At 67.2% G+C, this 22,109-nt stretch carries 22 protein-coding genes, 1 tRNA gene and 1 pseudogene; 19 read left to right on the top strand and 5 right to left on the bottom strand.

The genetic code is table 11. The features are described from left to right. The first annotated feature begins 1 nt into the window (after position 1). Together prfA and prmC are read left to right on the top strand one after the other, a co-directional pair. Positions 2-1,084: a peptide chain release factor 1 gene (gene prfA / locus WC493_RS06505; protein ID WP_373063747.1), complete on the top strand. Its 1,083-nt coding sequence runs from the start codon at positions 2-4 to the stop codon at positions 1,082-1,084. A 2-nt stretch (positions 1,085-1,086) separates the two neighbouring features. Continuing rightward, on the top strand, positions 1,087-1,947 hold the full coding sequence (prmC, locus tag WC493_RS06500) for a peptide chain release factor N(5)-glutamine methyltransferase (protein ID WP_373063745.1): 861 nt from the start codon (positions 1,087-1,089) through the stop codon (positions 1,945-1,947). On the opposite strand, the gene WC493_RS06495 is transcribed toward prmC, so the two are convergent. Both WC493_RS06495 and WC493_RS06490 read right to left on the bottom strand, forming a co-directional pair. Then, a complete protein-coding gene (locus WC493_RS06495) occupies positions 1,941-2,609 on the bottom strand; it encodes an NAD(P)H-dependent oxidoreductase (protein WP_373063743.1) in 669 nt (222 codons plus the stop codon). The genes prmC and WC493_RS06495 overlap by 7 nt on opposite strands. Before the next feature lie 9 nt (positions 2,610-2,618). Further along, positions 2,619-3,413 (bottom strand): SDR family NAD(P)-dependent oxidoreductase, encoded by a 795-nt coding sequence (locus WC493_RS06490; protein WP_373063741.1) that lies wholly within the window; start codon positions 3,411-3,413, stop codon positions 2,619-2,621. Between the two features lie 107 nt (positions 3,414-3,520). On the opposite strand from WC493_RS06490, the gene WC493_RS06485 reads away from it, so the two are divergent. Further along, positions 3,521-4,600, top strand: a complete 1,080-nt coding sequence (locus WC493_RS06485; RefSeq protein WP_373063739.1) for a P1 family peptidase — start codon at positions 3,521-3,523, stop codon at positions 4,598-4,600. A gap of 10 nt (positions 4,601-4,610) precedes the next feature. Here WC493_RS06485 and serB read toward each other — a convergent pair whose 3' ends face one another. Next, a complete protein-coding gene (gene serB / locus WC493_RS06480; protein WP_373063737.1) occupies positions 4,611-5,510 on the bottom strand; it encodes a phosphoserine phosphatase SerB in 900 nt (299 codons plus the stop codon). Between the two features lie 26 nt (positions 5,511-5,536). Between serB and miaA the strand changes: the two genes are divergently transcribed. The 9 genes from miaA to WC493_RS06435 all read left to right on the top strand — a co-directional run bounded on the left by miaA (position 5,537) and on the right by WC493_RS06435 (position 14,810). Continuing rightward, positions 5,537-6,478 (top strand): tRNA (adenosine(37)-N6)-dimethylallyltransferase MiaA, encoded by a 942-nt coding sequence (miaA, locus tag WC493_RS06475; protein WP_373063735.1) that lies wholly within the window; start codon positions 5,537-5,539, stop codon positions 6,476-6,478. A gap of 88 nt (positions 6,479-6,566) precedes the next feature. Beyond that, positions 6,567-8,327, top strand: a complete 1,761-nt coding sequence (locus tag WC493_RS06470; RefSeq protein ID WP_373063809.1) for an acetolactate synthase 3 large subunit — start codon at positions 6,567-6,569, stop codon at positions 8,325-8,327. Between the two features lie 91 nt (positions 8,328-8,418). After that, complete coding sequence (ilvN, locus tag WC493_RS06465; RefSeq protein WP_373063733.1) at positions 8,419-8,922, top strand: acetolactate synthase small subunit; 504 nt, start codon at positions 8,419-8,421, stop codon at positions 8,920-8,922. 24 nt (positions 8,923-8,946) lie between these two features. Beyond that, positions 8,947-9,966: a ketol-acid reductoisomerase gene (gene ilvC, locus WC493_RS06460; protein ID WP_373063731.1), complete on the top strand. Its 1,020-nt coding sequence runs from the start codon at positions 8,947-8,949 to the stop codon at positions 9,964-9,966. A gap of 173 nt (positions 9,967-10,139) precedes the next feature. Then, positions 10,140-11,180: a rod shape-determining protein gene (locus tag WC493_RS06455; RefSeq protein ID WP_373063729.1), complete on the top strand. Its 1,041-nt coding sequence runs from the start codon at positions 10,140-10,142 to the stop codon at positions 11,178-11,180. Positions 11,181-11,231: 51 nt separating this feature from the next. Next, entirely contained in the window at positions 11,232-12,245 is a 1,014-nt protein-coding gene (gene mreC / locus WC493_RS06450) for a rod shape-determining protein MreC (RefSeq protein WP_373063727.1), read from the top strand. Positions 12,246-12,253: 8 nt separating this feature from the next. Beyond that, positions 12,254-12,778, top strand: coding sequence for a rod shape-determining protein MreD (gene mreD / locus WC493_RS06445; protein ID WP_373063725.1), 525 nt, complete (start codon positions 12,254-12,256; stop codon positions 12,776-12,778). After that, positions 12,775-14,661 carry a penicillin-binding protein 2 gene (gene mrdA / locus WC493_RS06440; protein WP_373063723.1) on the top strand — a complete coding sequence of 629 codons (1,887 nt, stop codon included), beginning with the start codon at positions 12,775-12,777 and terminating at the stop codon, positions 14,659-14,661. Before mreD ends, mrdA begins: the two co-directional genes overlap by 4 nt. A 73-nt stretch (positions 14,662-14,734) precedes the next feature. Next, a tRNA-Lys gene (locus tag WC493_RS06435) sits at positions 14,735-14,810 on the top strand. A 101-nt stretch (positions 14,811-14,911) separates the two neighbouring features. On the opposite strand, the gene bfr is transcribed toward WC493_RS06435, so the two are convergent. Next, the gene (gene bfr / locus WC493_RS06430) at positions 14,912-15,388 is read right to left on the bottom strand and encodes a bacterioferritin (RefSeq protein WP_373063721.1); all 477 of its coding nucleotides are present in this window, start codon (positions 15,386-15,388) and stop codon (positions 14,912-14,914) included. Positions 15,389-15,483: 95 nt separating this feature from the next. Continuing rightward, entirely contained in the window at positions 15,484-15,717 is a 234-nt protein-coding gene (locus tag WC493_RS06425) for a bacterioferritin-associated ferredoxin (protein ID WP_373063719.1), read from the bottom strand. 555 nt (positions 15,718-16,272) lie between these two features. Here WC493_RS06425 and WC493_RS06420 point away from each other — a divergent pair. The 7 genes and pseudogenes from WC493_RS06420 to WC493_RS06390 all read left to right on the top strand — a co-directional run. Next, entirely contained in the window at positions 16,273-16,719 is a 447-nt protein-coding gene (locus WC493_RS06420) for an Rrf2 family transcriptional regulator (protein WP_373063717.1), read from the top strand. A gap of 93 nt (positions 16,720-16,812) precedes the next feature. Beyond that, positions 16,813-17,856, top strand: a complete 1,044-nt coding sequence (locus WC493_RS06415) for a sulfate ABC transporter substrate-binding protein (protein ID WP_373063715.1) — start codon at positions 16,813-16,815, stop codon at positions 17,854-17,856. A gap of 9 nt (positions 17,857-17,865) precedes the next feature. Next, positions 17,866-18,744 carry a sulfate ABC transporter permease subunit CysT gene (gene cysT / locus WC493_RS06410; RefSeq protein WP_373063713.1) on the top strand — a complete coding sequence of 293 codons (879 nt, stop codon included), beginning with the start codon at positions 17,866-17,868 and terminating at the stop codon, positions 18,742-18,744. A gap of 2 nt (positions 18,745-18,746) precedes the next feature. After that, positions 18,747-19,604: a sulfate ABC transporter permease subunit CysW gene (cysW, locus tag WC493_RS06405; protein ID WP_373063711.1), complete on the top strand. Its 858-nt coding sequence runs from the start codon at positions 18,747-18,749 to the stop codon at positions 19,602-19,604. A gap of 12 nt (positions 19,605-19,616) precedes the next feature. Next, positions 19,617-20,666: a sulfate/molybdate ABC transporter ATP-binding protein gene (locus WC493_RS06400; protein ID WP_373063709.1), complete on the top strand. Its 1,050-nt coding sequence runs from the start codon at positions 19,617-19,619 to the stop codon at positions 20,664-20,666. A gap of 42 nt (positions 20,667-20,708) precedes the next feature. Continuing rightward, the gene (locus WC493_RS06395; protein ID WP_373063707.1) at positions 20,709-21,611 is read left to right on the top strand and encodes a DUF3445 domain-containing protein; all 903 of its coding nucleotides are present in this window, start codon (positions 20,709-20,711) and stop codon (positions 21,609-21,611) included. 168 nt (positions 21,612-21,779) lie between these two features. After that, positions 21,780-22,109, top strand: a pseudogene (locus tag WC493_RS06390) (hypothetical protein); the annotation flags it as partial.

Raw genomic sequence — 22,109 nt, 5'->3', positions numbered from 1 at the left:
CATGGTGCGCGAGGACCAGCTCGAACGTATTCTGCTCCGCCACGAAGCGCTCGAGGCGGAACTGGCGGGCGGGCAGCTCGCATCCGGCGATTTCGCCAAGACGTCGCGCGAATTGGCCGAGTTGGAGCCGGTGGTCGCCTCGATCCGGGGCTTGCGCGCCAAGCGCCGCGAACTGGCCGATCTCGACGCGATGATCGCTGATCCCGCCGCCGATGCCGAAATGCGCGAATTGGCGGAAGCGGAACGCCGCGACCTGGGCGAAGCCCTGCCGGGCCTGGAGCGCGCCGTCGCCGTCGCCCTGCTGCCCAAGGATGCGGCCGACGAACGCTCGGCCATCCTGGAAATCCGCGCCGGCACCGGGGGCGAGGAGGCGGCGCTTTTCGCTCGCGATCTCTTCGGCATGTATACCCGCTATGCCGGGCTGCACGGCTGGCGGGTCGAGATGATGTCGGAATCCGAGGCCGAACACGGCGGCTACAAGGAAGTGATCGCCTCGATCACCGGCGCCGGCGTCTTCGCCCGGCTGAAATTCGAATCCGGCGTGCACCGGGTCCAGCGCGTGCCGGCGACCGAGGCGGGCGGCCGCATCCACACGTCGGCCGCGACCGTCGCGGTGCTGCCGGAAGCCGAGGAAGTCGACATCGCGATCGACGAGAAGGACCTGCGGATCGACGTCTTCCGCTCCTCCGGCCCGGGCGGCCAGTCGGTGAACACCACGGATTCGGCCGTGCGCATCACCCATCTGCCGACCGGCCTCGTGGTCCAGCAGCAGGACGAGAAGAGCCAGCACAAGAACAAGGCCAAGGCCATGAAGGTGCTGCGCGCCCGGCTCTATGAACTCGAGCGCGAGAAGGCGGACGCCGAACGCGCGGCCGACCGCAAGGGCCAGGTCGGCTCGGGCGACCGCTCGGAACGGATCCGCACCTATAATTTCCCGCAAGGGCGGGTCACCGACCACCGCATCAACCTGACCCTCTACAAGATCGACAAGGTGATCTCGGGCGAAGCGCTCGACGAGATCATCGAGCCCCTGATCGCCGCGGACGAGGCGGCCAGGCTCGCCGATCTCGACGGCCAGGCCTGATCGTGGGCGGGCCGACGGTCAAATCCCTGGTGAACGAGGCGGCCACGCGGCTTCGCATGGCCGGCGTCGAAGGGCCGCGGCGCGATGCCGAACTGATCGTCGGCCATGTCCTGGGCCTCGACCGCGCCGCCATATTGGCCCATGGCGACGACCCGGTGGCGGAAGCGCCGGCCGCGAGGATCGACGCCATGGCGGCCGAGCGCGCCGCCCGCCGCCCGATGGCCCAGATCCTGGGCCGGCGCGAATTCTGGAGCCTGAATTTCAAGGTGACCGAGGCGACGCTCGATCCCCGGCCGGACACCGAGACGCTGGTCGAGGAAGTCCTCTCCGTGATCGGGCTCCGCCGTTGGAAGGCGTTTCGCCTACTCGACCTCGGCACCGGCACCGGCTGCATCCTGGCCGCCCTGCTGACCGAATGTCCGGCGGCGACCGGCGTCGGTGTCGACCGCTCGGCCGCGGCGGCCGCAGTCGCGCGGGAGAATATGCAGGCCCTGGGCCTCGCTCCCCGTGCCCGCATCCAGGAGGGCGACTGGAGCGACGGGCTGCACGAGCGTTTCGACGTCATCGTCTCCAACCCGCCCTATATCCCGGAGGCGGACATGGCCCGCCTCGCCCCCGAAGTCCGCCTGTTCGAGCCGCGCACGGCGCTGACGCCGGGCGGCGACGGGCTCGGCGCCTATCGCACCATCCTGGACAGGCTGCCGCCGGTGGCGGCACCGGGCGCCATCGTCGCCTTCGAAGTGGGGATCGGCCAGGCGGCGGCGGTGGCCGAGCTGATGGAGGCGGCGGGCCTCGGCCCCGTCACCACCCGCCGCGACCTCGCCGGGATCGAGCGCGTGGTGCTCGGCCGCTTTCCTCAGTAGGGGCCGACGTCGTAGGGACTTTCCTGGCCGATGGCGGCGAGCCGGGCCTGCCAGGCGGCGAGCCAGGCGCTACGCTGTTCGGGCGTCGCCCGCGCCGGCCCGTGGTGCAATTCCGGCGCCAGCACCTCGAAGCCCAGGAATTGCAGGATGCCCCGGTGGATCGGGCGGAGGATCGCCGTGATGTCGCCGTTGAAGCCGCCCTTCCGGTAATTCTCGGGCGGGCCGCCGATGGTGACCGAGAGCAGCGCATTCTTGCCCTGGAACGGCCCGGTCGCATAGAAGCGGCCGCCGCCGTAGGTCCGCCCCATGGCCATCACCCGGTCGACCCAGCCCTTCAGGATCGCCGGCAGGCCGAACCACCAGAGGGGGAACTGGAAGATCATCAGGTCGCAGGCTTCGACCTTTTCGATTTCCGCTTCCACTTCGGGCGAAAAGCCGCCCACCTCGGTCGCGTGCATTTCCTCGATCTGGAGCTTCAGATAGTCCGGATCCTTGACCGAGGTGAAATTGGCCCGGCTCGAGACGGGATCGAAACCCATGCGGTAGAGGTCGCTCACCACGACCGTATGGCCCGCGGCTTCGAGCGCCGCGACTGCGGCATCGACCATGGCGCCGTTGAAGCTCTGCCGTTCGGGATGGGCGAAGACGATCAGGACCTTCATGGGCCCTTCTCAGACGATCGTGCGCACGATGCCGCCTTCGACCCGAAGGGCGGCACCATTGGTGGCCGAGGCTTCCTTGGAGCAGGCATAGACCACCATATTCGCCACTTCCTCGACCGAGGCGAAACGCTGGAGGAGCGAGGTCGGGCGGAGCTGCTTGACGAAATTGGCGGCGAATTCGTCGACCGAGGTGCCGGCCTCGGCCGCCAGCGCCTTCAGGAAATCCTCGACCCCGTCGGAACGGGTCGGACCGGGCAGCACCGCATTCACCGTGACCCCGGTGCCCGCGGTCATTTCGGCGAGACCGCGCGAGATCGCCAGTTCGGCCGTCTTGGTCATGCCGTAATGGATCATCTCGGCCGGAATGTGCAGGGCGGATTCGGACGAGATGAAGACGATGCGGCCCCAATTGGCCTTCAGCATCCCCGGCATATAGGCGCGCGACAGGCGCACCCCGGACATGACATTGACCTCGAAGAAGCGGGTCCAATCGGCATCCGGAATATCGAAGAAGCCCTTGGGCTCGAAGATGCCGGCATTGTTCACCAATATGTCGACCGCGGGCAGGGCGGCGGCAAGCGTGGCAGCCCCTTCGGCGGTGCCGACATCGGCCGCGATGCCGCGCACGGAAGCGCCCGGGGCGGCCGCCTGTACGGCGGCGACGGCGGCGTCGACCCGCCCCTGGCCCCGGCCGTTCACCACGACGGCGGCGCCCGACTTGGCGAGGCCGATGGCGATCGCCTTGCCGATGCCGGAGGTCGAACCGGTGACCAGGGCGGTCTTGCCCGAAAGATCGATGTTCATCGGGATGTTCCTCCGTTGCGTGCCTTTTCCGGGCGGCCAGGATGACAAAGCCGGGGTGTCGGGGGAATATCGAGAAAGGCAATGCAGTCCTGCCCTCGGAATCAGACATGACACGTCATCCGCATGAAACCGGCCCGAACGGGCGCCGCCGCACCCGCGGCCTCGGCCTGCCGTTCCGGGGTACGCCCGGTCCCTTCAATGCCATCACCGACGTGCCGGGCGTCGAGGTCGGTTACACCACGCTGATCGATACCGACCGCCCCGTCAGGACCGGCGTCACCGCGATCCTGTCGCGCCCGCGCGGCAAGCTGCTGCACCCGGTCTGGTCGGGCGTCTTCTCGATGAACGGCAACGGCGAGATGACGGGATCGCATTGGGTGCGCGACGGCGGCTGGTCCACCGGGCCGATCGCCATCACCAACACGGCCTCGATCGGCATGGTGCACCATGGCGTCAACCGCTGGATGATGCAGCGCTTCCCGGAACAGGTGGAACAGCTCTGGTTGCTGCCCGTGGTGGGTGAGACCTATGACGGCTATCTGAACGAGATCGAGGGCCTGCATGTGACCGAGGCCGACGTGCTGGCCGCGATCGACGCCGCCGCGACCGGGCCGTTGGCGGAAGGCAATGTCGGCGGCGGTACCGGCATGATCGCCTATGAATGGAAGGGCGGCACGGGCACCGCCTCCCGCCGCGTCGCCGTCCGCGCCGGGGATTATACGCTCGGCTGCCTCGTGCAGGCGAACCACGGGCGCGGGCCGTGGTTCGAGGTCTGCGGCGTCCGCGTCGGCGAAAAGCTGTTGCCGCCGCCGGTGTGGCGGAAGGAGACGGGCTCGATCATCGTCGTGCTGGCGACCGATGCGCCGTTGCTGCCCGGCCAGTTGGAGCGCCTGGCGCGCCGGGCCGCGATCGGCATCGGCCGGAACGGCACGCCGTCCGGCAATTCCTCCGGCGACATTTTCTTCGCCTTCTCGACCGCCAACGACTTCGGCCCCCTGCCGGAACCCGAGCTGTTCCACCTGGACGCGGTGCCGAACGACGACCTCGACGCCTTCTACATGGCGGCAGTCGAGGCGGTCGAGGAATCCGTGGTCAACGCCATGCTGGCGGCCGAGACCATGGCGGGGCGGAAGGGCCGCGTGGTGCCGGCGATCGATCCGGACGAACTGGCGGCGCTGTTCGGATGACCAGGGTCGCTCAGACCGCGAATTCGTCGCGGTTGTAGCCCTGGAAATAGAGCAGGGCGGTCAGGTCGCCGTGGGTCACCTTGGCCCGGGCGGCGGCGGCCACCTTCGGCTTGGCGCGGAAGGCGACGCCGAGGCCGGCGGCCTCGATCATGGGCAGGTCGTTGGCACCGTCGCCGACCGCCAGCGTCTCGTCGGGCGAAAGGCCGAAATGGGCGGTCAGGCCGCGCAGCGCCTCGAGCTTGGCGTGCGCCCCCAGGATCGGCAGGGCGACCGTGCCGCTCAGCGCGCCGTCGGCCACTTCGAGCGTATTGGCGCGGTTCTCGTGGAAGCCCAGGAAATCGGCCACGCGGCTCGTGAAGAAGGTGAAGCCGCCGGAGACCAGGGCGCAGTGCGCGCCATTCGCCGCCATGGTGCGCACCAGGCTGCGGGCGCCGGGGGTGAAGCGCACGCGCTCGTCGTAGCAGGTCTGCAGCACGCTTTCGGAGAGGCCCTTCAGCTTGCCGACGCGCTCCTTCAAGGCGCTCTCGAAATCCAGCTCTCCGCGCATGGCGCGTTCGGTCACCGCCGCGATCTCGGCCTTGAGGCCGGCGAAATCGGCCAATTCGTCGATGCATTCGATCGTGATCATGGTCGAATCCATGTCGGCGATCAGCAGGCGCTTGGCCCGTCCGAGGTCCGCCTGGGCCAGCCGGTCGAAGGGCAGGCCGGCCAGGGCCATGTCGGCGATCTTCTCGGCCGTGACGAAATCCAGCCCGTCGAAGGGCAGGTCGGCCGCGATGCCGTCGCCGAGCCAGACCGGGTCCTCGACCTCGGCGCCCGCGTGATCGAGGGCGAGGGCGATATCGGCCATGTGCTGGGGGGTGAGGGCGGCTTCGGCAGGGTTGCCGACGACGGTCAGGACGTGGTTCATCTGGGCACGCAGAGAAGGAGTGAAACTTGGCCGCCACCGTACTGATCGCCGGGCCGACCGCAAGTGGCAAGTCGGGGCTGGCCCTTGCATTGGCGGCAAGGCTCGGCGGCCGGGTGATCAATGCGGATTCGATGCAGATCTATGCCCGCCTGCACATCCTGACCGCCCGGCCCGATGCGGCGGCCGAGGCGCGGGTACCGCACCGCCTCTATGGCGTGATCGATCCGGCGGAAGCCTGTTCGGCGGCGCGCTGGGCCGAACTCGCCCGGGCCGAGGTCCGCGCCGCCCATGCGGCGGGGGCGGTCGCCGTGGTGGTCGGCGGCACTGGGCTTTATTTCCATGCCCTGACCGAAGGGTTGGCCGATGTCCCGGCGATCGATCCCGCGGTGCGCGTGGGCCTGTCCCGGCGCCTCGCGGTGGAAGGGGCGCCCGCCCTGCACGCCGATCTCGGCCGTCTCGATCCCGCCCTGGCGGCGCGGCTGAAGCCGGGGGACAGCCAGCGCATCCTGCGCGGCCTCGAAGTCGCATTGGGCACCGGACGGCCGCTCTCCGCCTTCCAGGCCGCGGGCGGGGCGGCGCCCGATCTCGGTACCGTCGAGCGGGTCGTGGTGGCGCCGCCGCGCGAGGCGCTGCTGGCCCGGATCCGCCGCCGGCTCGAAGCCATGGCGGCCGAAGGGGCGATCGAAGAGGCGCGCGCCTTCGCCGCCCTCGGCCTCGATCCCGCCCTGCCGGCGGCCAAGGCGATCGGCCTTCGGCCCTTCGCCGCCCACGCGGCGGGCGAAATGTCGCTGCCCGCCGCGCTCGAAAAGGCCGAGATCGAGACCCGGCAATACGCCAAACGGCAGATGACCTGGGCCCGGGGGCGTATGGCAGACTGGCGCTGGGTCGCCTCCGCGCAAGAAACGGAAAGAATTATCAATGATATTGAACGGAAGCTGCGTCCAGAGGGGTTGACGACGCAATCTTGAACGATTAGGGTGCGCCCTCCGCCAATTCGGGGGCGGTTTGTCTCGGCTCGGGGCCGCGAGGGCGGCCGGCATGGAAGGTATCGGTGTTATGGCGCAGACGATGATGACCGGCGCAGAGATCCTGCTCAAAGCCCTGGTCGATCAGGGCGTGGACACGATCTTCGGCTATCCGGGCGGTGCGGTACTCCCCATTTACGACGCGCTCTATCAGCAGGAAGACATCAAGCACGTGCTGGTCCGCCAGGAAGGCGGGGCGGCCCATGCGGCGGAAGGCTATGCCCGCTCGACCGGCAAGGTCGGCGTCCTGCTGGTCACCTCGGGCCCCGGCGCCACCAATGCGGTCACCGGCCTGACCGACGCGCTGATGGATTCGATCCCGATCGTCTGCATCACCGGCCAGGTCGCCACCCATCTGATCGGCAACGACGCCTTCCAGGAGGCGGACACGGTCGGCATCACGCGGCCCTGCACCAAGCACAATTGGCTGGTCAAGGACATCAAGGACCTGGCCCGCGTCGTCCACGAGGCCTTCTATGTCGCGCGGAGCGGGCGGCCCGGCCCGGTCGTCATCGACCTGCCGAAGGACATCCAGCTCGGCACCGGCGTCTATACGCCGCCGGCCAATGTCCAGCACAAGTCCTATCGCCCGCAGGTGAAGGGCGATCTCAACAAGATCCGCCAGGCGGTCGAGATGATCGCCGCGGCCGAAAAGCCGATCTTCTATACCGGCGGCGGCGTGATCAATTCCGGCCCCATGGCCTCGCAGCTCCTGCGCGAGATCGTGCGGATGACCGGCTTCCCGATCACCTCGACCCTGATGGGGCTCGGCGCCTATCCGGCCTCGGACAAGCAGTGGCTGGGCATGCTGGGCATGCACGGCACCTACGAGGCCAATAATGCGATGCACGACTGCGACCTGATGGTCTGCGTCGGTGCCCGTTTCGACGATCGCATCACCGGCCGCATCAACGCCTTCTCGCCCAACTCGAAGAAGATCCACATCGACATCGACCCCTCGTCGATCAACAAGAACGTGCGGGTCGACCTCGGCATCGTCGGCGACGTCGCCCATGTCCTCGAGGACATGATCAAGGTCTGGAAGTCCAAGGTGCTGCGCCCGAACAAGGACGCCCTGGCGACTTGGTGGAAGCAGATCGAGGAATGGCGCGCGCGCGACTGCCTGCGCTACAAGCCCTCGGCCGAGATCATCAAGCCGCAATATGCGATCCAGCGCCTGCATGCCCTGACCAAGGACATGGACACCTACATCACGACCGAGGTCGGTCAGCACCAGATGTGGGCGGCCCAGTTCATCGGCTTCGAGGAGCCGAACCGCTGGATGACGTCGGGCGGGCTCGGTACCATGGGCTACGGCCTGCCGGCCGCGATCGGCGTGCAGATGGCGCATCCCGATGCGCTGGTGGTCGATGTCGCGGGCGAAGCCTCGATCATGATGAACATCCAGGAGCTGGCGACGGCGATCCAATACCGCCTGCCGGTCAAGGTCTTCATCCTGAACAACCAATATATGGGGATGGTGCGCCAGTGGCAGGAACTGCTGCACGGCAACCGCTATTCCGAGAGCTACATGCACGCCCTGCCGGATTTCGTGAAGCTGGCGGAAGCCTTCGGCGCGGTCGGGCTTCGCTGCGACAGGCCGGCCGATCTCGACGACACGATCAAGGAAATGATCGCGGTGAAGCGTCCGGTGATCGTCGACTGCATGGTCGACCAGAAGGAGAATTGCTTCCCCATGGTGCCGTCGGGCGCCGCCCACAACCAGATGATCCTGGGGCCGGACGACGAGTCCAACCGGGACATCTCGACCGAGGGCATGGCCCTCGTCTGAGGGCCGGCCCCCGGGGCGCGGGTGCAAAGCGATTTCCCAACCGGATATTTCCAGCTATAAGCCCCGCCGACGCGGGGAAGAAGAGGGCGCCGTGGAACCGATCCGCAGCCATACCATTGCCGTTCTGGTCGACAACGAGGCGGGTGTTCTCGCCCGCGTGATCGGCTTGTTCTCCGGCCGCGGCTACAATATCGACAGCTTGACCGTGGCCAAGGTCGAGGACAGCCGCAATCTTTCCAGGATCACCGTGGTGACCTCGGGCACCGAGATGGTGATCGAGCAGATCAAGGCCCAGCTCGACCGCCTGGTGCCCGTGCACAAGGTCCAGGATCTGACCCAGGACGGGCCGTCGCTCGAACGCGAACTCGCCCTGATCAAGGTCGTCTCGACCGGCGAGAAGCGGGTCGAGGCGCTTCGCCTCGCCGATGCCTTCCGCGCCCGCGTGCTGGACAGCACGGCGCAATCCTTCGTCTTCGAGCTGACCGGCAATACCTCGAAGATCGATGCCTTCATCGAACTCATGCGGGGGCTCGGCCTGGCCGAACTGTCCCGCACCGGCGTCGTCGCGATCCAGCGCGGCACCGGCTCTCTCTGACAACCGAAAACAAGGACCAGACCCATGCGCGTCTATTACGATCGCGACGCCGACGTGAACCTGATCAAGGCCAAGAAGGTCGTGATCGTCGGCTACGGCAGCCAGGGCCATGCCCATGCCCTGAATCTGCGCGATTCCGGCGTGAAGGACGTCGCCGTGGCGCTGCGCCCCGGCTCGGCCACCATCAAGAAGGCCGAGGGCGAGGGCCTGAAGGTCATGACCCCGGCGGAAGCCGCGGCCTGGGCCGATGTCGTCATGATCCTGACCCCGGACGAGCTCCAGGGTAAGCTCTACAAGGACGACCTCGAGAAGAACATGAAGCAGGGCGCTGCGCTGGTCTTCGCGCACGGCCTGAACATCCACTTCAAGCTGATCGAGGCGCGCCCCGACCTCGACGTCTTCATGATCGCGCCGAAGGGCCCGGGCCACACCGTGCGTTCCGAGTTCCAGAAGGGCGGCGGCGTGCCCTGCCTGGTGGCCGTGCACCAGAACGCCTCGGGCAATGCCCTCGAGATCGCGCTGTCCTACGCTTCGGCGATCGGCGGCGGCCGTTCGGGCATCATCGAGACGACCTTCCGCGAAGAATGTGAGACCGACCTGTTCGGCGAGCAGGCGGTGCTTTGCGGCGGCCTGACCGCCCTGATCAAGGCCGGCTTCGAGACCCTGGTCGAGGCGGGCTACGCCCCCGAGATGGCCTATTTCGAGTGCCTGCACGAAGTGAAGCTGATCGTCGACCTGATCTACGAGGGCGGCATCGCCAACATGCGCTACTCGATCTCGAACACCGCGGAATACGGCGACTATGTCACCGGCCCGCGGATCGTGACCGAAGAGACCAAGAAGGAAATGAAGCGCGTCCTCGAGGACATCCAGACCGGCCGCTTCACCCGCGACTGGATGCTGGAGAACATCGCCGGCACGCCGTCCTTCAAGGCCACCCGCGCCCTCCAGGCCGAGCATCCGATCGAGGAAGTGGGCGCCAAGCTGCGCGCCATGATGCCCTGGATCACCAAGAACAAGCTCGTGGACAAGGCCCGCAACTGAGCCTTCGGCTCCGTCGCCGGAAGGCCGCGGCCCCGCGCCGCGGCCTTTAGCATTTGCAGCGCAGGCCCGTCACATAAGCCATTGAGCCGCGGCCCATGAGTCTTTAAAGAAGAGCGCAATTCGACGGCAGGCCGTCTCGGATCTCGCCTGCCTTCCACCGGAGTGCCCTTTCGATGTTTTCGAAGATGCTCGGCGTTTTGTCCGCCGACATGGCTATCGACCTTGGTACCGCCAATACGCTCGTCTATGTGAAGGGCAGGGGCATCGTCCTTAACGAACCCTCGGTCGTCGCGATGGTCAGCAACCGCGGCAAGAAACAGGTTCTGGCGGTCGGCGACGAGGCCAAGATGATGCTGGGCCGAACCCCCGGCAACATCGAGGCGATCCGACCGCTGCGTGACGGCGTCATCGCCGATTTCGAAGTCGCGGAAGAGATGATCAAACATTTCATCCGCAAGGTGCACAACCGGCGCTCCTTCGCTTCGCCCCAGATCGTCGTCTGCGTGCCTTCGGGCTCGACCGCGGTCGAGCGCCGGGCGATCCAGGAATCGGCCGAATCGGCCGGCGCCCGGAAGGTCTATCTGATCGAGGAGCCGATGGCGGCGGCGATCGGCGCCAACCTGCCGGTGACCGAGCCGACCGGCTCCATGGTCGTCGACATCGGTGGCGGCACCACGGAAGTGGCCGTGCTCTCGCTCGGCGGCATCGTCTATTCCCGCTCGGTCCGCGTCGGCGGCGACAAGATGGACGAGGCGATCATCGCCTATATCCGCCGCAATCATAACCTCCTGGTCGGCGAGGCTTCGGCCGAGCGGATCAAGAAGGAGATCGGCTCCGCCTGCCCGCCCGAGGACGGCCATGGCCTGACCATGGAGATCAAGGGCCGCGACCTGATGAACGGCGTGCCGAAGGAGCTGATCATCAGCCAGCGCCAGATTGCCGAGAGCCTGGCCGAGCCGGTCTCGGCCATCGTTGAGGCCGTGAAGGTGGCGCTGGAGCACACGGCGCCCGAACTGGCGGCCGACATCGTCGACAAGGGCATCGTGCTCACCGGCGGTGGCGCCCTGCTCGGCAACCTCGATCTCGTGCTGCGCCACGCGACCGGCCTGCCGGTCTCGATTGCAGACGACCCGCTGACCTGTGTCGCAAAGGGCACGGGCCGGGCGCTCGAAGAGATGAAGACCTTGCGCCATGTCCTGACGCAGGCTTACTAATTCTGGTCTGACCATCGTCTTCGGGGGGCCCGCCCCCCATAGGACTTCGTCGTGCGCCAACCGCAGCAAAGGGTGAACAGCCTGACGGCACCGATCAAGGTGCTGGCGCAGCGATTCGCCTTTCTGGCCCTCCTCGTCCTTTCGGTCGGGCTGATCATCCTGGGCAAGGTCGACTCGATGCTGATCGAGCGCGGCCGTGCCGTGGTCGTCGACCTGGCGGCGCCGGTGCTCGACCTCGTGGCCAAGCCGCTGGCCAGCGTGAAATCGGGCATCGCCGCGATCGACACCTGGGTCAATCTCTATGAGGAGAATCAGGCCCTGCACGAGGAGAACGAGCGCCTGCGCGCCTGGGCGTCGACCGCGCGGCGCCTGGCGATCGAGAACGCGACCTATCGCGATCTCCTCCATGTCCGGACCGAGCCGCAGGTGCGCTTCGTCACCGCCCGCATCATCGGCGAAGGCGGCGGTCCCTTCGTGCGCACCGTGGTGGTCGACGCCGGCACCGCGTCGGGCGTCAAGTCGGGGCAGGTCGGGCTGACCGGCTCCGGCGTGGTCGGCCGCGTGCTGGCGGCCGGCAACGAAGCCTCGCGCCTGCTGCTCCTCACCGACCTGAACAGCCGGGTTCCCGTGGCGCTCGAAGGCGCCCAGGCGCGCGGCGTGCTCGAAGGCGACAATTCGGCCCTGCCGCGGCTCTCCTACCTCGCCCCCGGCATAAGGGTCCATCCGGGCGACCGGGTGGTGACCTCCGGCATCGGCGGCATGTTTCCGCCCGGCCTGCCCGTCGGCGCCGTGGAGACGGTGACCAACGGCGTCGTCCGCGTGCGCCCCTGGGTCCGCTTCGACAAGCTCGACTTCATCAAGATCGTCGAATACGACGGCGAGCCGGGCCCGGTGCCCGATCCCGAGCCCCCCTCCGGCCCGCCGCTGCCCGCCCTGAACACGCCCGAGCCGGCCAAGCCGGCGCCGGCTCCTGCCCCGGCCGCAGCTCCGGCGCCCGAAGCGGTGAAGCCGCCGCCGCCGGCCCGCGTCTACGCGCCCCGGCAGCCGCCGTCGGACGACCAGTAGGTGTGGCCGTGACCGAGCCCTGGGCACGACGCGCCTTGGCCAGCCTGGTCCTGCTGGTGCCGCCCCTGGTCGGCCTCGCCTGCGTCCTGTTGTCCGTGGCGCCCTCCGGCATCAACGGCATCGATGCGGCCGGTCCGGCGCTGACCCTGATGCTGGTCTATTTCTGGACCATCTTTCAGCCGGAACTGCTGCCGCCGCCCGCGGTCTTCCTGATCGGGCTGCTGCAGGACACGCTGTCGGGCGCGCCGATCGGCCTCGGCACCCTGATCCTGCTCGCCGTGCAGCGTTTCGTCGCCAGCGAGCGGCGGGTCTTCACCGCGCGCACCTTCAGCATCGCCTGGTTCGGCTTTGCCGTGGTCGCCCTGATCGCCACGGCGGGGGGCTGGCTGCTCGGCTCGATCCATGCCACGCGCCTGATCGAATTCCAGCCCTTCGTCATGCAGGCGCTGTTCTCGATCGCCCTCTATCCCGTGGTGAGCTGGCTTTTCGGCCAGATCGTGCGCAGCCTGAAGTCACTGGAGAGTTTCCGGTGAGCGTCGAGAAGAACGACGCTGTCCGCGCCAAACTGCTGACGCGGCGGGCCCTGTTCCTGGCCGGCGGACAGCTCGCCCTGCTCTCGGTGTTGGCCGGGCGCATGTATCAGCTCCAGGTGATCGACGGCGACAAATATCAGACGCTGGCCGAAGACAACCGCATCAACCTGCGCCTGCTGGCGCCGACCCGGGGCCGCATCCTGGACCGCTTCGGCAACGAGCTGGCGACTGGGCGGCAGAATTTCCGCGTCGTCCTGATCCGCGAGCAGTCGGACGACGTCGATGCCACGCTGACCGGCCTCAATGCCATCGTGCCGATCCAGGAACACCAGCTCCGCCGGGTCCGGCGCGAGATGGGGCGGGTGCGCGCCTTCATGCCGGTCACGGTGCTGGAAAACCTGACCTGGGAAGAATTCGCCGCGATCAATGTGCACAGCCCGGAATTGCCCGGTATCCAGCCCGACGTGGGCGAGACCCGTTACTATCCCTTCGGGCCGGAACTCGCCCATGTGATCGGCTACGTTTCCTCGGTCTCCGACAAGGACCTGTCGGACGGCAGCGATCCCGTCTTGCAGCTGCCGGGCTTCAAGATCGGCAAGAACGGGGTCGAGCGGACTTTCGACACGGCGCTGCGCGGCAAAGCCGGTACCAGCCAAGTCGAGGTGAACGCCTTCGGCCGCATGATCCGCGAACTCTCGCGCGACGAGGGGCAGCCGGGCGAGGATGTCGTGCTCGCCCTCGATCTCGCCCTCCAGCGCTTCGCCTACCAGCGCCTGGGCGAGGAGAGTGGGGCGGCCGTGGTGATGGACGTTCATACCGGCGAGCTGCTCGCGGTCGCCTCGACCCCGGGCTACGACCCGACACCCTTCAACCTGGGTCTGTCCAAGACGGAATGGAACACGCTCAGCACCAATCCGCGCAATCCGCTGGCCAACAAGCCGATCTCGGGCCAATACCCGCCCGGCTCCACCTTCAAGATGGTGGTCGGGCTGGCGGCGCTCGACGCCGGGGCGATCTCGCCCAACTACACCGTGTTCTGCCCGGGTTCGCTCCAGCTCGGTACCCATACGTTCTATTGCTGGAAGAAGGGCGGCCACGGCACCGTCGACATGCAGGCGGCGCTGGAACAATCCTGCGATTGCTTCTTCTATGACGTCGCCCGCAAAGTGGGCATCGACCGGCTGGCGGAATTCGCCCGCAAGTTCGGCCTGGGCGAACGCCTGGGCATCGAGTTGCCGAGCGAGAAGCCGGGCCTGATTCCGACCCAGGCCTGGAAGGAAAAGACCCTGAAGAAGCCTTGGCTCCAGGGCGAGACGGTGATCTGCGGCATCGGCCAGGGCTATGTCCTGGCGACCCCCCTGCAACTCGCCACCATGACGGCCCGAATCGCCAACGGCGGGCGCGCCGTGGTGCCACGGCTGGCCAAGGCGCCGGCCGATGCGCCGCCGGCGCCCCAGATCGACGTCGACAAGCGCTGGCTCGACGTCGTGATCAGGGGCATGAACCGGGTCATGAACAGCCCCTCGGGCACCGCCTTCCGCTCGCGAATCACCGAACCGGGGATGCAGATCGCGGGCAAGACGGGGACCAGCCAAGTGGTGCGAATCAGCCGGGCCGAGCGCCTGTCGGGCGTGCGCCGGCGGGAAGAGGACAAGCCCTGGCGCGAACGCCACCACGCCCTCTTCGTCGGCTTCGGCCCGGTCGACAATCCGCGCTATGCCTGCGTCGTGCTGATCGAGCACGGCGGCGGCGGCTCTTCGGCCGCGGCCCCGGTCGCTTCCGACATATTGCGCGAGGCGATGCGCCTCGATCCGCTGTCGCGCACCGCCCTCGCGCCGGGCGTCGCCAAGCCCGATGGCGAAGGTCCGAAGGGCGCCGGTTGATTTTTTTCGATTAAGCCCTCGACAAGTGGGGCCCGGCTTGGTAAAAGCCCGGCCTCGCGTCGATCGAGGCGTGGGGCTGTTAGCTCAGTTGGTAGAGCGGGTGACTCTTAATCACTAGGTCAAAGGTTCGAATCCTTTACAGCCCACCAATTTTCCCGAAGTGATCGGGTTTTCCAGGCGGCGGATCCGCGGGGTTTCCGGGAGGTACCCAGCAGATCCGCCGCATCCCTTTTCAAGACTGTTCTTCGGCTCAGCTCGGCTCGCCGACCTGGGTCTGGAGATAATTCTGCAAGCCGATCTTGTCGATCAGCTCGAGCTGGGTTTCGAGGTGGTCGATATGTTCCTCGGTATCGTCGAGGATCTCGCGCAGCAGGCTGCGCGACACATAATCCTGCACCTTCTCGCAAGCTTCGATCCCGGCCACCAGCGTGGCATGGCCGCGCCGTTCGACCGTGAGGTCGGCGGCCAGGCCCTCCGGCACCGTCTCGCCGATCGCCAGCTTGTGCAGGTCCTGGAGGTTGGGCAGGCCTTCGAGCAGCAGCACGCGCTTGATCAGCTTGTCGGCGTGCTTCATCTCCTCGATCGATTCCTTGTACTCGTGCTTCGCCAGCCGCTCGAAACCCCAGTTCTCGTAGATGCGGGCGTGCAGGAAATACTGATTGACCGCGGTCAGCTCGTTGGTCAGCACTTCGTTCAGGAATTTGATGACCGTGCGGTCGCCCTTCATGGCTGGTCTCCGTCGATAGGCAGGGGGGACTGTCGAGGCGCCGGGACGCCTCCCTTCATCATGCCACGACGGTACGCGGTTGCGAGGGCTGCCTGCTATTCCGCGGCCAGCAGGAAGAGCTGGGGCGCCTCGCCCGGAGCGGCGGGGGCATGGCCGCAGGCGTCGCGGTGGCCGCAGGCGCCGATCAGGCCGCGGATCTCGCCCACGCATTTGCCGCATTGAGGCTTGCAGTCCAGGCTGCGGAACACCGCGCCCGTGGTTTCGGCGCCATCGGCGATCGCAGCGTCGACCGCTCGTCGATTCAAACCATTGCAGTTGCAGACATACATGGCGGCGACCGTTGTCTCGACCCGAGGCGTTGCAGTTGCGAGGCGCTTGCACTTGCATATAGCGCGAGACGGGTGCATTGTCGAGGCCTGTGCGAATGGTTCGCATTCGCGCTGCTGCCGGTCGGGAGAGTTTTCGATGTTCCTGTGGTCTTCGTCTTCTGCCTTGGTCTCGCTCGCTGCCCTGATGGGCCGGAATGACAAAGAGTCCAGCCCTGCGGCGGTGCAGGAAGCAGTGCGGCCTGAACACGGCGCGGTTCCGCCCGCGCGGCCTCGGCTGATGGGGTTGCCGCCCCGCTGATCAATAACATCATAAGCATTGTAGAAAATTTTATAAGCGACATCCGCTGTCGTTGAATTAAGCTGCTGCTTCCGACCTACAGCACGACGGAGGCGGCAGGTGCCCGGCAGTGTCGTCCGCCATTGGCAACATATCGAGCGTATCATCGCCCTGGTGGCACTGACCGGGGCCACCGGGTTTGTCCTGAGTCTGGTCCTGGGCGGGCACTGAGGGCCACGTCCCGGACCGCGGCGAGGGCGGCACAGTCGGGGGCGGCGATGATTTCGCAGAAAGCCAAATACGCCTTCAAGGCGCTGATCCACCTTGCGGGCCGCCACGGCGAGACTGTCTCGATCGACGACATCGCCCAGGCGACCCAGGTGCCACGCAGCTTCCTCGAACACATCCTGCTCGATCTGAAGGGCAGGGGCATGATCGCCAGCCGGCGCGGCCGGGCCGGCGGCTACGTCATGGAGCGGCCGCCGGCGCAAATCTCGGTCGGCATGGTGCTGCGTGCGATCGACGGGCCGATCGCGCCCCTGAGCTGCATTTCCGTCAATTCCTACGCGCCCTGCGCCGATTGTCAGGACGAAGCCGCCTGCGCCGTGCGCCGACTGTTCGGCGATGTCTACAACGTGATGCTGCAGACCATGGACGCGACCACCCTGGCCGATGCGCTGCGCGACGACGCCATGCGCATAAAACATATATTTAGTGTTATATGATTTCTAATCCACAAAAACAGCTTTGACAAAGGCGACAAACTCAGTCGTGATTTGTCTTATCGACTGGTGACCACGCCCAAGGGGGGCAGAAGCATGTTCGAGAGCAAGACGAGCCGTCGTTCCGTTCTGAGCGGTTTCGGCCGGATGGCCTGCGGCGTGACCCTCGCCGCCATGATCGGCACGCTGCCTGTCGCTGCCCATGCCGAGACGACGCTGCTGAATGTCTCCTACGATCCGACGCGCGAACTCTACAAGGCTTTCAACGACGCCTTCGCGGCCCATTACAAGGCCGAGACGGGCGAGGCGGTGACCATCCAGGCATCCCACGGCGGCTCGGGCAAACAGGCCCGCGCGGTGATCGACGGGCTGGAGGCCGATGTCGTCACCCTCGCCTTGGCCTATGACATCGATGCGATCGCCGACAAGGGCCTGATCGCGCCCGACTGGCAGAAGCGCCTGCCCGACAATGCCTCGCCCTATACCTCGACCATCGTCTTCCTGGTGCGCAAGGGCAACCCGAAGGGCATCAAGGACTGGAACGACTTGGTGCACGACGGCGTCGAGGTGATCACGCCCAATCCGAAGACCTCGGGCGGGGCGCGCTGGAACTATCTCGCCGCCTGGGCCTATGCCCTGAAGCACAACGGCAACGACGAGGCCAAGGCGAAGGAGTTCGTCGCCCAGCTCTACAAGCATGTGCCGGTGCTCGATACCGGCGCCCGCGGCTCGACCACCACCTTCGTCGAGCGCGAGATCGGTGACGTGCTGCTGGCCTGGGAGAACGAGGCCTTCCTGGCGCTCAAGGAACTCGGCCCCGACCAGTTCGAGATCGTGGTGCCCAGCCTGTCGATCCTGGCCGAGCCGCCGGTCGCCGTGGTCGACAAGGTGGTGGACAAGCGCGGCACCCGCAAGGTCGCCGAAGCCTACCTGAAGTACCTCTACTCCAAGGAAGGCCAGGAGATCGCGGCCCAGTGGTTCTATCGCCCGCGTGACAAGGAAGTGGCGGCCAAGTACAAGGAAACCTTCCCGACCATCGAACTGGTCACGATCGACGATGCGGCATTCGGCGGCTGGCGCAAGGCCCAGGCCACCCATTTCGCGGACGGCGGCGTGTTCGACCAGATCTACAAGCCGTAAGGACGAGACTTGGCATCCACTGGGTTCCTGTCGAGACGGCATCGGCCGAGCGTCATTCCGGGCTTCCGGGCGACGCTCGGCTTTTCGCTCGCCTATCTCGGCGTCATCGTCCTGATCCCGATCGCCGCCCTCTTCGTGAAGGCGGGCGAGATCGGCTTCGGCGGCGTCGTCGCCATCGCGCTCGACTCCCGCGTGCTGGCGGCGCTGCGCCTGTCCTTCGGGGCGTCGCTGGTGGCGGCGCTGATCAACGGTGTGTTCGGCCTGATCGTCGCCTGGGTCCTGGTGCGCTATCGCTTTCCGGGCAAGCGGGTGGTCGATGCCATCGTCGACCTGCCCTTCGCCCTGCCGACGGCGGTCGCCGGCATCACGCTGGCGACGCTCTATGCCCGGAACGGCTGGGTCGGCGGCCTGGTCGGCCCAGGCACCTGGGTCGGCGAGCTGTTCGGGCCGAAGGGCATGATGATCGCCTATACGCCGCTCGGCGTCGTGCTGGCGCTCACCTTCATCGGCCTGCCCTTCGTGGTGCGCACGGTGCAGCCGGTGCTGGCCGATTTCGACGTCGAGACGGAAGAGGCGGCGGCGAGCCTGGGCGCGTCGCGCATCGCGACTTTCAGCCGGGTCATCCTGCCGGCGATCCTGCCCGCCCTGGTCACCGGTTTCGCGCTCGCCTTCGCCCGGGCCGTGGGCGAATATGGCTCGGTCATCTTCATCGCCGGCAATATCCCGATGGTGTCGGAGATCGCACCGCTGCTGATCGTGACCAAGCTCGAGGAATATAATTATGCCGGTGCCGCGGCGATCGCCGTGATCATGCTGGTGATTTCCTTCTTCCTGCTCCTGGTGATCAACGTGCTCCAGCGCTGGAACCAGTCGAGGATGCAGGCCTGAGCATGGAAGGCGCCCCCCGCAGCAACGATGCCACGACCGAAGGCCCCTTCCTGCGCCTGAGCCTTTCCGGCCTGGCACTGGCCTATCTGGCGCTCTTCCTCGTCCTGCCGCTGGTCGCGGTGTTCACGCAGGGGCTCGCCAAGGGCTTCGGCACTTTCTTCACCGCCGTCACCGAGCGCGACACCTGGAGTGCGATCACCCTGACCCTGACGGTCGCGGCGATCTCGGTGCCGCTCAACATGGTGTTCGGCGTCGCCGCCTCCTGGGCCGTCGCCAAATACGAATTTCCCGGCAAGTCGGTGCTGATCACCCTGATCGATCTGCCCTTCTCGGTCTCGCCGGTGATCTCGGGCCTCGTCTATGTCCTGCTCTTCGGGGCCCAGGGCTACCTCGGGCCGTTCCTGGCCGAACACGATATCAAGGTCATTTTCGCGGTGCCCGGCATCGTGCTCGCCACCGTCTTCGTCACCTTCCCCTTCATCGCGCGCGAATTGATCCCGCTGATGCAGGAGCAGGGCACCTCGGAGGAGGAGGCTGCGATCTCCCTCGGGGCGTCGGGTTGGCAGACCTTCTGGCGCGTCACATTGCCCAACATCCGTTGGGGCCTCCTCTATGGCGTGCTTCTGTGCAATGCCCGGGCGATGGGGGAATTCGGCGCGGTCTCGGTGGTCTCCGGCCATGTCCGCGGCCTGACCAACACGATGCCGCTGCATGTCGAGATCCTCTACAACGAGTATAATTTCACGGCGGCCTTCGCGGTCGCCTCGCTGCTCGCCCTTCTGGCGCTGGTCACCCTGGTCCTGAAGACCGTGCTGGAGTGGCGCTATGGCGACGAGATCGCTGCCTCCGCGCGGCACTGACCGGGATCGGCCATGAGTATCGACATTTCGGGGGTGAGCAAGAATTTCGGCGCCTTCCAGGCCCTGAACGACGTCAGCCTGGAGGTTTCGGGCGGCGAGTTCCTGGCCCTGCTCGGCCCTTCCGGCTCGGGCAAGACGACGCTTCTGCGCATCATCGCCGGGCTCGAGTTCGCCGACCGGGGCCGCGTCCTCTTCGAGGGTCATGACGTCAGCGACCGCTCGGTGCGCGACCGCCACGTCGGCTTCGTGTTCCAGCACTACGCCCTGTTCAAGCACATCACCGTGGCCAAGAACGTCGCCTTCGGGCTCGAAGTCCGGCCGCGGGCAAGCCGGCCGCCCCGGGCCGAGATCGAGGCCCGGGTCGACCGCCTGCTCCGCCTCGTCCAGCTCGAAGGCCTCGGCGGGCGCTATCCCTCGCAGCTCTCGGGCGGCCAGCGCCAGCGCGTGGCACTGGCCCGGGCGCTGGCGATCGAGCCCCGCGTCCTCCTGCTCGACGAGCCCTTCGGTGCGCTCGACGCCAAGGTGCGGAAGGAGCTGCGCCGCTGGCTTCGCAAGCTGCACGACGACATGGGCATCACTACCGTCTTCGTCACCCACGACCAGGAAGAGGCGCTGGAGATCGCCGACCGGGTCGTCGTCATGAACAAGGGCCTGATCGAGCAGGTCGGCCCGGCCCAGCAGGTCTATGACGCGCCGGCGACGCCCTTCGTCTACGATTTCTTGGGCAATACCAACCGGCTGCCGGCCGCGGTGAAGGGCGGTATCGCCAATGTCGCCGGCCTGCTGGTGCCGGTCGCCGATGTCGAGGACGGGCTGGGCATGGCCTTCGTCCGCCCGCATGAATTCGATATCAAGCCTTCGGGCACCTATGGCGGGATCGAGGGCACCATCGCCCATGTCTTCGCCAACGGCCCGATCCTTCGGGTCGAGGTCAATGTTCCGACGATCTCGCTCACGGTCGAGGTCGAGGCCATGCGCCAGGTGCTGGACGGATTGTCGCTGGAGCGGGGGGCAAGGGTTGCGCTCACCCCCCGGAATATCCGAGTCTTCCCCGATCGGTGATCGAGCGGCGGCGTGGCCCGCCGCCGCAGCGGGAGTGGCGTCGTGATTCCCTATGTTCCCTTTTCGACCGGGCCCTATCGCATCCAGATGGGCTTGGCCGGCCTCGACCTCGACGACTGGATCCAGATCGACGAGCATTATCGTGCCGAGATCGAGGAGAAGCAGCGCCTGCTGGCGACCCGCCACGGCGACGTCTTCGGTGCCTTGCCGGGGACCGAGCAGATGGGCGCCGAAGTCCTGGCCCTGCTGATCGAACATCTGTGCCGCCGCTTCCCCGAGCGTTTCCGGGTCGAGGGCGACGACGAATTCCTGGTCGACCGGATCGACGGCTGGCGCCATCCCCTGCGCGATTTCTCGCTTCACCCGCTCGACCGGGCGGCCCGCCTGGTGCAGGAAGACCTCGCCCTGATGCATTCGGCCGGCGAGGGGGAGCCCTACCGCCTGGTCGCCGGCTCGGTCTGCTTCCCGTCGCGCTGGGACCTCGCGGAAAAGCTGGGCAAGCCGCTCGAAGCCGTGCACGGCCCGGTGCCCGGCTACAAGGGCAAGCTGGCGGCGCCCATGGACCGCTTCTTCGCCCTCCTGAAGGAGGACCGGCCGGTCTGGCGCACCAATTGGTCGCTGCACGACGATCCCGCCCTGTTCCAGCCCGCCCCGCACGGCGACCGCGTGATCACGCCGCCGATCACCGCGGCCGATGTCGGTCGGCGCATCTACCTTCGCTCGGAGCGCCAGACCCTGCGCCGCTTAGCCGTGACCGGGGCGATTTTGTTCACGATAAGGACCTATCGCTGCCCGCTCGAGCAGGTCGCGGCCGAGCCCGAACTGGCCGCCGTGCTGGCCGAGGCGATCGACGCCCTGCCGCCGGAAACCCTGGCCTACAAGGGCATGACGGCGCATAAGCCGGCGCTTCTCGCCTATCTGCATCAGGCCGCCGGCATGGCCTGATCTGTGGTCGGCCGGCAACACCGGGGGTGCCATTGCCGTGGTGTGACGGCGCTCACTTGCAATGTTCGATTGATGTTCCAGAATGACGCGGCGCCTGGGGGAAGGCGTCGGAACAGGTGTGTCATGCGAATTGCCGGAGTTTCTACTGTCGTAGCCGCTGGCTTGGGGTTGGCGCTCCTCGGGGCGTTCGCCGGCATCGCGGTTGCACAGGAAGCGGCGGCGCCCGCCACCGGCCCCCTGATCCTGACCCCCGACCCGGCCCCCGCGGCCAGTGCCGCCCCGGCAGCCGAGTCCGGCCCGGTGGCCGCCGTGGTGCCGCCGCCCTCACCTGCCGTGCCGGCACCCGACGTGGCCGGTGAGTCGGACGAGCCGCGCACCACCGGGATCGACGACGATCCGGTGCCGCCGGTCCAGGCGCCCGCGCCGGCTCCGGCCAGCGCCGGCCTGCCCGCCGGCGCCACGCTCGAAGGGGCGCTCGGTCTCGATGTCGCGCGCCTG

The organism is Zavarzinia sp. (assembly GCF_041650655.1).
Lineage (GTDB): Bacteria > Pseudomonadota > Alphaproteobacteria > Zavarziniales > Zavarziniaceae > Zavarzinia.
Note: the sequence above shows the minus strand (reverse complement) of the source record. Positions and strands in the feature narration are given on the sequence as shown.